This is a genomic window from Sporosarcina sp. NCCP-2331 (assembly GCF_023707945.1).
Lineage (GTDB): Bacteria > Bacillota > Bacilli > Bacillales_A > Planococcaceae > Sporosarcina > Sporosarcina cascadiensis.
Genome location: NZ_BRCD01000005.1, coordinates 76730 through 91432 on the forward strand (window position 1 = coordinate 76730; position 14703 = coordinate 91432).

The 14703-nt window shown below is 45.5% G+C and carries 15 protein-coding genes and 1 other annotated feature; of the genes, 9 read left to right on the plus strand and 6 right to left on the minus strand.

The genetic code is table 11. The features are described 5' to 3' along the window. Window positions 1-50 precede the first annotated feature (50 nt). Together mnmM and mnmL are read right to left on the minus strand one after the other, a co-directional pair. Entirely contained in the window at window positions 51-653 is a 603-nt protein-coding gene (mnmM, locus tag NCCP2331_RS04470) for a tRNA 5-(aminomethyl)-2-thiouridylate-methyltransferase MnmM (RefSeq protein ID WP_251668835.1), read from the minus strand. Continuing rightward, window positions 650-1609, minus strand: a complete 960-nt coding sequence (gene mnmL / locus NCCP2331_RS04475) for a tRNA modification radical SAM protein MnmL/YtqA (protein WP_153722957.1) — start codon at window positions 1607-1609, stop codon at window positions 650-652. Before mnmL ends, mnmM begins: the two co-directional genes overlap by 4 nt. A gap of 145 nt (window positions 1610-1754) precedes the next feature. Then, window positions 1755-1971, plus strand: a binding site (T-box leader). A gap of 44 nt (window positions 1972-2015) precedes the next feature. Here mnmL and leuS point away from each other — a divergent pair. Beyond that, complete coding sequence (leuS, locus tag NCCP2331_RS04480; RefSeq protein ID WP_251668837.1) at window positions 2016-4430, plus strand: leucine--tRNA ligase; 2415 nt, start codon at window positions 2016-2018, stop codon at window positions 4428-4430. A 42-nt stretch (window positions 4431-4472) separates the two neighbouring features. Here the strand turns inward: leuS and NCCP2331_RS04485 are convergent, their stop codons facing one another. After that, on the minus strand, window positions 4473-4625 hold the full coding sequence (locus tag NCCP2331_RS04485; RefSeq protein ID WP_251668839.1) for a hypothetical protein: 153 nt from the start codon (window positions 4623-4625) through the stop codon (window positions 4473-4475). A 21-nt stretch (window positions 4626-4646) separates the two neighbouring features. After that, a complete protein-coding gene (locus NCCP2331_RS04490; protein WP_251668841.1) occupies window positions 4647-5903 on the minus strand; it encodes a BaiN/RdsA family NAD(P)/FAD-dependent oxidoreductase in 1257 nt (418 codons plus the stop codon). Between the two features lie 128 nt (window positions 5904-6031). On the opposite strand from NCCP2331_RS04490, the gene NCCP2331_RS04495 reads away from it, so the two are divergent. Then, on the plus strand, window positions 6032-7648 hold the full coding sequence (locus NCCP2331_RS04495; protein WP_251668843.1) for a putative polysaccharide biosynthesis protein: 1617 nt from the start codon (window positions 6032-6034) through the stop codon (window positions 7646-7648). Window positions 7649-7651: 3 nt separating this feature from the next. Further along, complete coding sequence (locus tag NCCP2331_RS04500) at window positions 7652-8383, plus strand: pseudouridine synthase (RefSeq protein ID WP_251668845.1); 732 nt, start codon at window positions 7652-7654, stop codon at window positions 8381-8383. Between the two features lie 45 nt (window positions 8384-8428). Here NCCP2331_RS04500 and NCCP2331_RS04505 read toward each other — a convergent pair whose 3' ends face one another. After that, on the minus strand, window positions 8429-8650 hold the full coding sequence (locus NCCP2331_RS04505) for a DeoR family transcriptional regulator (RefSeq protein WP_153722952.1): 222 nt from the start codon (window positions 8648-8650) through the stop codon (window positions 8429-8431). Between the two features lie 370 nt (window positions 8651-9020). Here NCCP2331_RS04505 and dat point away from each other — a divergent pair, with 370 nt between their 5' ends. From dat to NCCP2331_RS04525, 4 genes are all read left to right on the plus strand, one after another. Further along, the gene (gene dat, locus NCCP2331_RS04510) at window positions 9021-9908 is read left to right on the plus strand and encodes a D-amino-acid transaminase (RefSeq protein ID WP_251668847.1); all 888 of its coding nucleotides are present in this window, start codon (window positions 9021-9023) and stop codon (window positions 9906-9908) included. Next, window positions 9892-10857: a nuclease-related domain-containing protein gene (locus NCCP2331_RS04515; protein ID WP_251668849.1), complete on the plus strand. Its 966-nt coding sequence runs from the start codon at window positions 9892-9894 to the stop codon at window positions 10855-10857. Before dat ends, NCCP2331_RS04515 begins: the two co-directional genes overlap by 17 nt. A gap of 31 nt (window positions 10858-10888) precedes the next feature. Continuing rightward, window positions 10889-11539: a tRNA (guanosine(46)-N7)-methyltransferase TrmB gene (gene trmB / locus NCCP2331_RS04520; protein WP_251668851.1), complete on the plus strand. Its 651-nt coding sequence runs from the start codon at window positions 10889-10891 to the stop codon at window positions 11537-11539. 85 nt (window positions 11540-11624) lie between these two features. Continuing rightward, a complete protein-coding gene (locus NCCP2331_RS04525; RefSeq protein ID WP_251668853.1) occupies window positions 11625-12470 on the plus strand; it encodes a YtnP family quorum-quenching lactonase in 846 nt (281 codons plus the stop codon). 63 nt (window positions 12471-12533) lie between these two features. Here the strand turns inward: NCCP2331_RS04525 and NCCP2331_RS04530 are convergent, their stop codons facing one another. Continuing rightward, window positions 12534-12848, minus strand: coding sequence for a hypothetical protein (locus NCCP2331_RS04530; RefSeq protein WP_153722947.1), 315 nt, complete (start codon window positions 12846-12848; stop codon window positions 12534-12536). Between the two features lie 199 nt (window positions 12849-13047). Here NCCP2331_RS04530 and NCCP2331_RS04535 point away from each other — a divergent pair, with 199 nt between their 5' ends. Together NCCP2331_RS04535 and NCCP2331_RS04540 are read left to right on the plus strand one after the other, a co-directional pair. Next, on the plus strand, window positions 13048-14121 hold the full coding sequence (locus NCCP2331_RS04535) for a M42 family metallopeptidase (protein WP_251668855.1): 1074 nt from the start codon (window positions 13048-13050) through the stop codon (window positions 14119-14121). Between the two features lie 24 nt (window positions 14122-14145). After that, window positions 14146-14682 (plus strand): DUF84 family protein, encoded by a 537-nt coding sequence (locus tag NCCP2331_RS04540; RefSeq protein ID WP_251668857.1) that lies wholly within the window; start codon window positions 14146-14148, stop codon window positions 14680-14682. Window positions 14683-14703: the final 21 nt, after the last annotated feature.

The window sequence follows — 14703 nt, forward strand, 5'->3', positions numbered from 1 at the left end:
ATCTCAAAAAGCCCGTGATTGCTGAATTAAGCAGTTTCACGGGCTTTCATTTATTCATCAGCCACTTTACGCACTTCCGTAAAATCCCTCATTTTCTCCATAGCAATCAAAAACGGAGGGTTTCTGCGCTGATTCAGCAATTCATAGCGGATTGCATGTACATCTCCCTGATGCAGCGTCCGGATATATGCAAGCAGCGCATCACGCTCTTCACTGCCGCCATCATGACCGTCATACACGGTGATTGTAATGATACCGGATTTTTTCAGCAAGCCAAGCAGAGCATCGAGCGCAGCAATAGTGGAAGAAGGAGTGGTAATGATGCTCTCGTCTTCACTGTATGGCAAATATCCCAAATTGAACATCGCTCCGCCAATTTCTCCATCCACATATTCCCGGACAATTGCATGACTGTCCAGAATCAGCCGGGTGCGACCTGCCAACTCGCCAAGATGCTGCTTTGTTGCATCAAGCGCCTTCTGTTGAATATCAAAAGCGATCACATGGCCGTTTTCTCCTACCAGTTCGGCCAAAAATAATGTATCGTTTCCATTACCCGCAGTCGCATCGACTACCGTTTCTCCTGACTGCACCCGTTCAGATATGAGCCGCTTTGAAATAGGCAGGACACGGTGCAAAATAATGTCTGTCAATCGATTGTCACCTCTTGAAGATAATGTTTACCCTGCCAGCTGTTCCGTCTTTCCAGCTCCGCATCAATACCGTTCAAAACTTCCCACTTCGTTACACTCCACATCGGTCCGATCAACATATCGATAGGTCCGTCTCCGGTAATCCGATGCACAATCATCTCAGGAGGCATGATCTCCAGTTGATCAACGACCAAATTGATATATGCCTCTTTCGTCAAGAATTCCAGCTTGCCTTTTTCATACTGTTTCACCATTGGCGTGCCTTTTAGTAAATGAAGCAAATGAATTTTAATTCCCTGCACGTCCAGCTTTGCAACAGCCTGTGCGGTTTCCATCATCATTTCTTCCGTTTCGCCCGGCAGGCCGTTGATGATATGGCTGCATATACGGATACCGTGCTTTCGCAGCTTATCAACACCCTCTTGATAGCAGGCAAAGTCATGTGCGCGGTTAATTAATTTGCCCGTAGATTCATGGACAGTCTGCAATCCAAGTTCCACCCATAAATAAGTACGTTCATTCAGCTCAGCCAAATATTCGACAACGTCGTCGGGAAGACAGTCCGGACGGGTTGCTATGGAAAGTGCAACGACGCCTTCCTGTGCCAGGGCCGCTTCGAACTTTTCCTTCAGTACAGGAAGGGGGGCATGTGTATTAGTGTAGGCCTGGAAATATGCCATGTACTTCGCGTCTTTCCATTTGCGCTGCGAACGTTCCTTGATTTCCGCAAATTGTACGCTGATTGGATCGACGCGGTCTCCAGCAAAATCGCCGGAACCTGCGACGCTGCAAAATGTGCAGCCGCCATGCGCCACCGTACCGTCACGGTTTGGACAGTCAAAACCGGCGTCCAACGCGACTTTCGCAATTTTGCATCCGAATGTATCTTTTAAATGACGTGACCATGTATGGTACCGTTTCCCTTCACTAGGGAACGGAAATGTTGATGTGTTCATTGTTTCCAGCTCCTTTACCAAAAACATTGTACCATGGAATCAGCATCTGCATCATATGACAATCTTAACAATCCGCATGTATACGTCAGAAAGCGACAGGGAAGGCTTGTATTCAAACGATGTTTCGGGTAAACTGAAGAAAATAATGAAGGTTTGGATCAGGAATAGTACTTCTATCGTTTATTTTCAGGGAGCAGACGGTCAGTGCAAGTCTGTATAAACGAAGAACGAACTCGCCTGGGAGCCTGTATTGGTGAATTGATGTAACTGATACCGTATTCCGCGTTAAGGATTCAAGTTGGACGGATTCAACCGTCAATTTGGGTGGTACCGCGGGAATCTATATGGCTTTCGTCCCTTATGACAGGGGCGGAGGCTTTTTTATTTGAATTGGAGGAATTTTCAGATGAGCTATAATCATGCACAGATTGAAGAAAAGTGGCAGAAGTATTGGAACGAAAATAAGACGTATAAAATGACGGATGATCCGTCAAAACCGAAGTTTTATGCATTGGACATGTTTCCGTATCCGTCTGGAGCGGGTCTTCACGTGGGTCATCCGCTGGGCTATATTGCAACGGATATTCTAAGTGCATTCAAACGCAAGCAAGGCTATAACGTGCTGCATCCAATGGGCTGGGATGCCTTTGGTCTTCCAGCAGAGCAGTATGCAATCGACACAGGAAATGATCCGGCTGAATTTACAGCGAAAAACATTGCAACTTTCAAGCGTCAAATGCAGGAATTAGGTTTTTCTTATGATTGGGACCGTGAAATCAACACGACTGATCCAAGCTATTATAAGTGGACTCAGTGGATTTTTATTCAGCTGTATAATAAGGGACTTGCGTATGTGGATGAAGTGCCGGTCAACTGGTGTCCTGCGTTAGGGACGGTTCTGGCAAATGAAGAAGTAATTGATGGTTTGTCTGAACGCGGGAATCATCCTGTCGAACGCCGCCCGATGCGTCAGTGGGTATTGCGTATTACGGAATATGCTGATCGTTTACTCGAAGATTTAGATGAGCTGGACTGGCCTGAAAGCTTAAAAGACATGCAGCGCAACTGGATCGGCCGTTCGGAAGGTGCACAGCTCAAATTTGAGATTGCTGATACTGATCTTTCATTTGAAGCGTTCACGACACGTCCGGATACCATTTTCGGCGCGACGTATGCAGTTTTGGCGCCAGAGCATAAATTAGTACAGAAGATTACGACTGACGACCAGCGCGAAGCTGTCGAACAGTATATAGACCAAGTGAAATCGAAGAGTGATTTGGAACGTACGGACTTGGCAAAAAATAAAACCGGCGTATTTACCGGGGCATATGCGGTGAACCCGGCAAGCGGTGTGAAAATGCCGATTTGGATTGCAGATTATGTATTGGCATCTTACGGTACTGGGGCAATCATGGCGGTTCCTGCGCATGACGAGCGTGATTATGAATTTGCAAAAACATTTGACTTGCCAATTATTGAAGTCGTTTCAGGCGGCAATATTGAAGAGGAAGCTTATGCAGGTGAAGGGGAGCATGTGAATTCTGAATTCCTGAACGGGCTGGATAAAGAAGAAGCAATCAAGCAATCAATTGAATGGTTTGAAGAACAGGGCACCGGAGAACGTAAAATTACGTATCGTCTGCGCGACTGGCTGTTCTCCCGCCAGCGTTATTGGGGCGAGCCGATTCCAATCATTCATTGGGAAGACGGTACAATGACAACGGTAGAGGAATCTGATTTGCCGCTAATGCTGCCGGTGACGGATAATATTAAGCCGAGCGGAACAGGTGAATCACCGCTTGCGAATATTACGGAATGGATCAATGTAGTAGACCCGAAAACAGGAATGAAGGGCCGCCGCGAAACGAATACGATGCCGCAATGGGCAGGAAGCTGCTGGTATTACTTACGCTACATCGATCCTCATAATGAGGAAGCATTGGTAGATCCGGAACTGGCAAAACGCTGGCTGCCGGTCGATATCTATGTAGGCGGAGCAGAGCACGCGGTGCTGCATTTATTATATGCACGTTTCTGGCATAAGGTATTGTATGATATCGGCGTGGTCCAGACGAAAGAGCCGTTCCAGAAACTATTCAACCAGGGAATGATCTTAGGGGAAGGACATGTGAAAATGTCGAAGTCCCTCGGTAATGTCATCAATCCGGATGATATCGTTCATTCACATGGTGCAGATACATTGCGCCTATATGAGATGTTTATGGGGCCGCTTGACGCTTCGAAAGAATGGTCGACAAATGGTCTGGACGGATCCCGCCGATTCCTGGACCGCATCTGGCGTTTATTGGTTAACGAAGACGGTACGATGACAGACAAATTAACAGATGACACTGGTGGACCGCTTGAAAAAGTGTATAACCAGACTGTCAAGAAGGTAACGGAAGACTTCGAATCGATGCGCAATAATACAGCGATCTCTCAGATGATGGTCTTCATCAATGAATGCTATAAAGCAGATAAATTGCCGAAATCCTATATCGAAGGATTTATTTTGCTGATTTCACCAATCACGCCCCACTTATCAGAAGAACTGTGGGCGAAGCTTGGCCATACAGAAACTGCTGTCTATGCACAGTGGCCAACATATGATGAGACGAAATTAACGGATGACACAGTTGAAGTGGCAGTTCAGATCAACGGTAAAATCCGTGCGAAGATTACGATAGCGAAAGACAGCACGAAGGAAGAGCTGGAACAAGCTGCGTTGGAAAATGAAGATGTCAAGCAGTGGATGGACGGCAAGGAATTGAAGAAAATTATTGCGATTCCTGGACGTTTGGTCAATATTGTCGCTGGATAAATAAAATAATAGCCGTCCGGAGATGTGAAATCTCCGGACGGCTTATTTTATTGTGCGGATGGCGGGCAGATGATCATGAATTGCGGGCAGGCGCTCATACTCTGTGTCCAGCCGCTCATATCGTCCCGGCAGGAGATCATTGGTGCCGGCTGTGTGATCATAGCAGCCCTGTTGCCGCTCATAACTCACATTCAAGTGATCATAGGTCCCGAAATTTCATTCTGCCTTCCCGGCATTCATCCCGGCTAATCTGCCGGTAACGAGTGCGGCTGTTATATTGTAGCCGCCTGTGTAGCCGTGGATATCCAAAATCTCTCCGCAAAAGAAGAGACCGGTTTTTTTTCGTGATGCCATTGTTTTCGGCTCGATTTCTTTCACGGACACACCGCCGCCCGTAACGAATGCTTTTTCAATAGGCTGTGTGCCTGTGATGTGAACAGGGAAGTTTTTCAACAGGCGGGCAAGTCCTCGAATCGCTTCGCGAGAAATATCTGCTCCGATTTCCGTTTCGCCAATTTCAGATTTAGTAAGTAAAAATAATAGCCAGCGTTCAGGGACGAGTCCTTTTAATGAAGTCTTCACTTGTTTTTTAGATTCTTCTTTTACAAGTTTGGCTATAGACTGGACAAGCTGCTCTTCATGCTGATCCGGTACAGAGTCGATTTGCAGAAGAACAGGCTGTCTGCCATTTTTCATCTGTTCCTTGACGACATATTGACTGCAGCGGAGAATTGCCGGACCGCTTAGGCCGAAATGAGTGAAGAGCATGTCCATTTGATGCGTCACGAGTGTTTTGCCTTTTTTATTCAGCACAGACACACTGACATCGCGCAGCGCCAGGCCCTGCAGTTCTTTCGAAACGATAAAAGGCTCTCTGGACAATAAAGGAACTTCTGTCGGATAAAGTGTCGTCACCGTATGGCCGGCACGCTCAGCCCATGGATAGCCGTCACCTGTACTGCCGGTCTGGGGTACTGCTTTGCCGCCGACTGCCACCACAACTGCACGGGCGCGCACGTCTTCGCCGTTTTCCAATCGCACGCCGAGAATTTTTTCATCATCCATCAAAAGTTTTTGCACACGGTTTTCCAGACGGACTTCCACACCGAGTGAATCCATTTGATCCAATAAGGCATTGACCACATCTTTGGATTTATTGGAGACAGGAAACATCCGGCCGTGATCTTCTTCTTTTAACGGAACACCGAGTCCCTCAAAATACTGGATAATGTCCTGGTTATTGAATACAGAGAATGGTCCGAATAAAAATTTGCCGTTTCCCGGGATATTCTTAATGATTTCTTCCTGGGACAGCCGATTGGTGACATTACATCGTCCGCCGCCGGAAATTGCCAATTTATTGCCGAGCTTTCGTCCTTTTTCAAGAAGCAGCACCCGCTTATGCTGTTCAGCAGCTGCAATGGAAGCCATTAAGCCGGACGGCCCGCCGCCGATCACGATTACATCATACATAGTAGAACCACGCTTTCATTCGTTTTGATTTTCATTATACACCAAGTTGCTGTCAGTTAAAGATTGTACAAAGACGTGCCGAGGGGTAAACTGTATAAGTATCTCTTAAGAAATGGAAGGAATCAAACATGGCATCGAATCTACTTAAAGGCACCGCCATATTAACAATTGGCTTATTTTTGTCGAAGGCACTTGGATTGCTTTATGTCATCCCGTTTTATGCGATGGTCGGGGATGAAAGTGTCAATCTCTATCAGTATGCATACATACCTTATAATCTGGCACTTGCTGTCGCTGTTTCGGGAGCGCCGCTTGCCATCTCAAAATTCGTTTCAAAATATAATGCGCTCGGCGATTATGCGACCGGACGGAAATTAATGAAATCGGGCATGCTGCTCATGTCTCTGACCGGTTTGCTGACGTTCTTTGCATTGTTTGCTTTAGCAGGACCGATTGCAGGACTTGTCATAAAAGACGAGGAACAAATTTTCACAGTGGAAGATATTGCATCGGTCATCCGCTGGGTCAGTTTTGCCTTGCTTGCAGTTCCTTTGCTCAGCATCAGCCGCGGATTCATGCAGGGGTATCAAAAGTTCGAACCGACTTCCGTCTCGCAATTGATTGAACAGATTATTCGGATCGTCTTCGTCTTGGCGGGGACATTTGTCGTGGTAAATGTACTCGGATTATCTCCGAACATTGCTGTGAAGTTTGCCGTGTTTGCTGCATTCATCGGTGCGATTGCAGGGCTCTGGAGCTTATATCACTATTGGAAGAAATACCGCGATGAATTCAATTATTTATTGACGAATAGTCCGCCGGCCGGATCACTTCCGCTGAAACAGATATATAAGGAAATTCTGACCTATGCACTGCCGTTCGTTTTAGTCGGTACGATTAATCCGCTGTATCAGTTCGTCGATATGGTGACTTTCAATGATGCGATGAAATCAATCGGACTATCCAGTGTCAGTGACATGCTTTTAGGAAAATTGAACTTCTTGACGCATAAGGTTGTTATGATTCCAGTCATGGTTGCGACAGGTTTTTCAATGGCATTAATTTCTATTATTACGAGCTATTACGCGAAAAATGATCAGCAGGGAATTACCCGTTCGCTCGATCAGACCTATCAGATTATGTTATTCCTGACGATTCCCATGGTTACAGGACTCATCGTTCTGAATACGGAAATATATCAGTTCTTGTACAAATTCGATGTTTCAGGAGCTAATATACTGGCAGCCTATGCACCTGTCGCGATCCTGTTTGCCATGTTTACAGTGACAGCGGCGATTTTACAGGGAATTGACTATCATAAATGGATTGTCTTCTCTGCATTGCTAGGATTATTTATCAAGATGATTATTAACATCCCGTTAATTAAAGTATTCGAGACGAACGGTGCGATTTTAGCTACTGCGATTGGTTATGCGACAGCTGTCGGCATCAATTTATTGGTCATCAAAAAGGTGCTGAACTATAAATCCCAGATGGTGATCAGACGTGTGATTCTGATTTTGATTTTCAATGCGATTATGTTTGCGGGCGTCTGGCTGACAAGCAAAGGACTGAATGCTCTGCATGTACCGGTCGGTCGCTGGCAGGCGCTTCTCTATGTTCTGATCGGCACGGGTGTCGGCATGGTAATCTACGGATTCCTCGCATTCAAGTCGGGACTTGCGCAAAGATTATTCGGAGAACGATTGACACGCATAGCGCAGCGCTTCGGAATGGGAGGGTAACGAATGAGACTGGATAAACTATTATCAAATATGGGATACGGCTCCCGAAAAGAAGTGCGTCAGATACTGAAAAAAGGCATGATCCGCGTCAACGGGGAGGCGGTGAAAGATCCCGCGCAACATGTAGATCCTGAGAAAGATGCCGTTTCATTGCTCGGTGAAGAAGTCATCTATAAAAAGCATATTTATTTAATGATGCATAAACCGCCCAGCGTGCTGTCTGCTACTGAAGATCATCGTGACCGTACGGTAGTGGACCTTCTCGGAAATGAAGAGCGCCACTTTGAACCGTTCCCGGTTGGACGTCTGGACAAAGATACAGAAGGCTTGCTGCTGCTGACAAATGACGGTCAGCTGGCACACAGTTTATTGTCGCCGAAAAAGGGGGTGCCGAAAACGTATTTTGCAAAAATAGACGGGCGGGTCACTGATGAAGACACAGAAGCTTTCCTGCAGGGCGTCACACTGGATGACGGGTATGAAACGAAGCCGGGAATATTGAAGATCATTCATTCGGACGAGTTTTCTGAAATTGAACTGACGATTACGGAAGGAAAGTTTCATCAGGTAAAAAGGATGTTCGAGGCAGTAGGGAAGACCGTCGTATATTTGAAACGGCTGACAATGGGACCTCTTGAACTTGATGAGAACTTGAAGCTCGGAGAATTCAGGGAGTTGACAGAAGAAGAATTGCAGCAACTAATGAAACTGGATAGCTCCAAGCAAAAAGGCTGATGCGATTGCGTCAGCCTTTTGTTGAAGCTTCTATCGGATGCGGAGTCAGGAAGGTAATTTCACTTTCTTGGAAGTCGTCGTCCATTCGCCACGGACTGAGTTCTTGATCAATTCGTTGTACTCCAAAACGTTGAGATCACGCTGAGCTGTGCGCTGAGAAATATTAAATTCCTCCGCGACGGCTTCTGTAGTAACCTTTCCGTTATCCCGAATGAACAAATAGACATCTTTGATACGAATTAACATGCGATCGGTAGCTGGGTTCATTAAAGAAACCACTCCTTCATCTTCATATTTTCACGCCAATCCTTCAATTAAGAAGCTTGGGTGATTCTCTGAGATTACTCTCCCTGACCTGCTCCTCTTCATTAGTTATGCCAGAATAGTAAGTTAAATGTTCTGACAATATAATTATAACGTATTTTCGGATAAATCGCACATATTTTTGCTTTTCTACCGACTGAGCATTTTAAGATAGTTTTCCTTTATTTTATCAGCTAAACATGTGAAAATAGATAAAGAGGAAACTGGCAGTGTGTACATCTGAATTCAGCAGAAGGATCTTCTTCTGCAATCGACGGAATGAATACAGAGTTTTTTACTGTTGAGCTTTCATAACAGAAGAGGTGACGGTTGTATGATCTTTTTTAAAGACGGAGAATATCTGCAGGAAGAACAAATGAATCTTTCCATAAACGATCGCGGCTATGCATTTGGTGACGGTGTCTATGAAGTGATAAAAGTATACGATGGCATGCTCTATACGGCGAATGAACATCTGGAGCGGCTGATTGAAAGTGCCGCGAAAATTAAAATGAGCCTGCCTTATACATTGGAACAGCTAATTGAAATTACGGAAGAGCTTCAGCAGAAAAATGAATTATCGACAGGGCATATTTATTTGCAAGTAACTCGCGGAGTTGCACCTCGTGCGCATCAGTTCCCGGATCAGAACATGCCGCCGGTTGTAACAGGTTATACGGTGGAAAATCCGAGACCGGTTGAACAGCTCGCAGCAGGTGCGGCAATGAAGTCAGTAGAGGACATGCGCTGGCTCCGCTGCGATATCAAAAGTTTAAATTTGCTAGGGAATGTATTGGCAAAGCAGGAAGCGGTGGAATCTGGATGTCAGGAAGCTTTATTTGTCCGTGACGGCATCGTACGTGAAGGATCCGCATCGAATGTTTTTGGGATAAAAGAAGGCGTACTGTACACGCACCCGGCAAACCATTTCATCTTGAATGGGATTACCCGCCGTGTCGTTCTTCGTCTCGCTTCGGAGCTTTCATTACCGGCAGTGGAAAAAGAATTTACGTTAGAAGAAGCCTGCTCGATGGATGAATTCTTTTTTACCTCAACAAATGCTGAGATTACACCGGTGGTAACCATCGACGGCCGGACTGTTGGAAAAGGTGTACCAGGAATGATCACAAAACAGCTGCAGGAAATGTTTGAAGCACAAATTCCAGTGCTGGTTGCAGCTGGACAGGCTCAAGAAAGAGATGCAAATGGCCCAGCTAGTTAAACTTGTGGATTATGTTTCCCGTTATGAAAATGATTTGTCCCGCTATCCTACGCAGTTCATTCGTTTGAAACGCTATCAATGGAATCGGATCAGAAACCAATGGGAGCATGGTGTGGATTTATTCGAAAATCAACCAGAAGAACAAGAAGATGTGCGTGAAGAGAATAAATGGTATTCCCAGCTGTTCAAGAAGTGGAGGAAGCACCGTGATGAAGAGCTGGAGGAAGAGGAAACGACGAGAGGGGAAGACGAAGGTGCGGAAACGGACTTGGCATTTCAAGCAGCCATAGATGAGCGTCCCAACAGTATGGAAAAGCTGAAAAATTCTTATAAAGACCAGCTCTTTCAATTCCAGTTAAAATGGGCGAGTTCTACGCTGTATGACCGTTCGCGAGTGGATCCGAAATATTTTACGGACACGTTATTGAAGCAGCTTACCCTGCGATTGCCGGACAGTTTCCTGCTCTTCTATTATCCAATCGTCAAAGTCAATAAAGCGCCCATGGAACTGGACGTCATTTTGCTGACGCCGACTGCCTGTTACTGTATTACTGTACTGGAAGACGAACGGATGGCCGCTTATATCGGCAGCAGTGACCGGTTCTGGCTGAAGAAAATTGGCGAGCAGGAGATTAAAGTGCTGAATCCCACCATCGCTTTGAACCGGATGGAGAAAGTGGCATCTTCCTTCTTTAAAGCAGCGAATGTGGAAATACCGATTAAGAAGTTGATTTTATCCAGAAACGGCTATATTGATTATCCGGGAACACCTTATGAAGTCACAACCATTGACCGCAAAAACTATGAACAGTGGATTGAGCGGCTCAGTAATAATCCGAGCCCGATGAAACATACCCAATTCAAGGCCGCACAAGCTATTTTAGATCACGCTCAGACGACGGCATTGAGCAGATTGTTTGATGCGAATGAAATTTCAGAAGAACAATAGAATTTAAAGGTAAAGAGAGAGTGTACTGATTATGCGTTTACGAAACAAGCCATGGGCAAAAGACTTTATGGCCGAGCATCCCGACATGCTTATTATGGAACCGGAAAGCAGTAAAGGGAAATGGGCGGAAGTGTTTGGCAATGACTCGCCCATCCACATTGAAGTAGGAACGGGAAAAGGCCAGTTCGTCATCGGAATGGCGCTGGCAAATCCAGAAACTAATTATATCGGCATTGAGCATTTTGATAATGTAGTTGTATCAGCTTTAGAAAAAGCGATTGAAAAAGACAAGCCGAAGAATCTTCGTTTGCTGCGCGCAAATGGGGCAGACTTGGAATCGATTTTTGAGATGGCAGAGATAGACCGGGTATATTTAAACTTTTCAGATCCGTGGCCGAAAACACGCCATGAAAAACGCCGTTTAACCCATGAGAGCTTTTTACAGAAATATGAAGGGATTTTGAAGCCTGGCGGAGAAATTCACTTTAAGACAGATAATCGTTCTCTCTTCGAATATTCATTAGTATCGATGACAGACTACGGTATGAAATTACTGTCAGTTTCGCTGGACTTGCACGCAAACATGCCGGAAGACAATGTGTTGACAGAGTACGAAGAGAAGTTCTCAAGCAAGGGCCAGCCGATTTATCGGATGGAAGCCCAGTATCAGAACGTAAAGTAATAACATGTGGACGATGCGGAGTAGTCCGCCGGCTATGAGTAAGCTGGCGGACATCATGCAAATTAGAATGCAGGGAGGAATTAATTTGGATCAATTAACTTTTCATGATATGAAATTGACATGGCTTGACGGCGGCGTGAACTACTTGGACGGAGGCGCGATGTTTGGTGTCGTGCCGAAAGCATTGTGGTCACGACGGTATGAACCAGATGAAAATAACTTGATTGAACTGCGGACCGATCCCATTTTGATACAGTACGAGGGAAAGAATCTATTGATTGACTCCGGTATCGGAAAAGGGAAATTGGATGAAAAGAAAAAACGCAATCTGGGAGTACGCGCTGAAACACGCGTAGAGGAAAGCTTGAAAGAGCTTGGACTGACTCCAGAGGATATTGATATGGTACTCATGACGCATCTGCACAACGATCATGCGGCCGGCTTAACGCAACGGAAAGGCGACTATCTCGTTTCGGTGTTCCCGAATGCCAAGATTTTCACCTCTAAAGTGGAATGGGATGAAATGAGAGAACCGAATATCCGTTCACGCAACACGTATTGGCCGGAAAACTGGGAACCGATTCAAGATCAAGTGTACACATTTGAAGATGAGCTGGATGTTATGCCGGGTATCAAAATGATTCACACGGGCGGGCACAGCGATGGACACAGTGTCATTAAGCTTGAGCAGGCGGGTGAAACACTGATCCATATGGCAGATATTATGCCAACTCACGCACATTCCAATCCACTGTGGGTGCTTGCTTACGATGACTATCCTATGGAATCTATATTTGCTAAAGAGCGCTTGATGAAGGAAGCGCTTCCAAATAATTATGGATTCATTTTCTATCATGATGCGGTCTATCGAATGGTCAGATTCAGTGAAGACGGCAAGAAGATCACAGAAAATGTTCCACGAACAAGATAAATTAAAAAGACACGTGCCCAATTTAGCGGGACGTGTCTTTTACTAATTTTGCATTTAATACAATTATTGACGAACTAATTCAACGACCGTGCCTGTTTTTGCATCTGCTGCAAATTCATATTGCTCAAGCTTGCCGTCTTTCATGCGGGATACGCCTCCGCGGTATACATCCATAGAGATGACGTGGTTCGTGTAAGGTTCTGGTTTCATGACGATCCAGGAACCGTCAATTGGGCCCTCTTCTTTAAAAGCGTCTTTTACTTTTTTAAGTACATTGTCGGCAGGGACCTCTTCGTTTAATTTGTTGAATGCTTCGTTGACTACCACTCCTGCAGCGACCCCTGTTAAAATTCCGGCTAAAAATTCTTTTACTCTCATGGCTAATTGCAGCCTCCTTCGCAAATCATTTCTTATAGTGTACCATAGATTAAAAGAACATTGCGATTTATACGGTCGCCATTTCGGTTCATTTTCCTCAAACTCGTGACAGTAAAAGTTAGAAATGAACCTAAATAGTTTTCATCCGATTACCGTCTCTATATAATGAAAGACGAACATAAAAAAGTGAGGGATCTGTATGAACAAAGATACATTGGAATTATTTCGCACCTTAACGGAACTTCCGGGTGCACCGGGGAACGAGTATCGTGTCCGGGCGTTTATGCGTGAACAGCTTGAAAAAAATGCAGATGAAATGATTCAAGATGGTCTCGGCGGTGTATTCGGAATTCGTCATGGAAAAGAAGGCCAGCCGAGAATCATGGTTGCCGGCCATATGGATGAAGTTGGATTTATGGTAACAGGCATCACAGACAATGGGATGCTGCGTTTTCAGCCGCTGGGTGGCTGGTGGAACCAGGTCCTTCTGGCACAGCGAGTGGAAATCATAACGGAAAGAGATACTGTGCAGGGGGTTATCGGTTCAATCCCTCCACATTTATTAAGTGATGCTGAAAGAAGTAAGCCGATGGATATTAAAAACATGCTGATCGATGTCGGTGCCGATGATAAAGCCGATGCGGAAAGCTTTGGTATTCAACCGGGGCAACAAATTCTGCCTGTCTGTCCGTTTACGCCGATGTCCAACCCTAAAAAAATTATGGCTAAAGCCTGGGATAATCGTTATGGCTGCGGTCTTGCGGTTGAATTATTGCAGGAAGTGAAGAATGAGGAGCTTCCCAACACGCTTTATTCAGGTGCGACTGTAATGGAAGAGGTCGGTCTTCGCGGTGCGCAGACTGCGGCGCGTATGATAGATCCAGATTTATTCTTTGGACTGGATGCGAGTCCTGCAAATGACGCAAGCGGCAATAAGACGGAGTTCGGACAGCTTGGAAAAGGTACTTTATTAAGAATTCTGGACCGCACAATGGTGACACACCGCGGATTGAGAGAATTTATTCTGGATACTGCAGAAACTCATCATATACCATACCAATATTTCGTTTCTCAAGGCGGAACGGATGCAGGTCAGGTTCATATTGCCAATGAAGGCGTTCCTAGCGCAGTCATTGGAATCTGCTCGCGCTATATTCATACAGCTGCCTCCATTATCCATACTGATGACTATGCGGCAGCTAAAGAACTGCTTGTTCATTTAGTGAAAGCGTGTGATAAAACGACTGTGGAAACGATTAAGCAGAACTGTTGATATAGGCAGAAGGGAGTTCGCCGCATGAAATTTATACTCGGTTCAGAAAATCAAGCAAAACTGCGTGCTGTTTCGAATATTGTAGAACAGTATTTGTCGGGCAGTGATATTTCTTCTGTTTCCGTGCCGTCGGGAGTGAATGCGCAGCCTATGAGTGATATGGAAACCAGGCAGGGTGCGATTAATCGTGCGGAGGCAGTGTGCAGCTTGCATGAAGATGCTTATGGAATCGGACTGGAAGGTGGAGTCCGGTTGGTCGGAGACAGTATGTATCTGTGCAATTGGGGTGCACTGACCACGCCGGACGGCAAGACGTTTACTGCTGCAGGCGCCCAGATTCCCTTACCGGAAACATTAGCCTCGGAAATTAGAAAAGGCATTGAATTAGGAGATGCCGCCGATCAATATTTTCAAAAGCAGGATATCCGAATGTCTGAAGGGGCGATGGGAATGCTGACTGCCCAGATGGTGCCCCGGGATGTATTATTTGAACATATCATGCAGCTGCTGATCGGCCAGTTTCTTTATGATCAGGCTGCCTCCAAACGAAGATTGCATTAATAACGGCATGCGATTAGAATA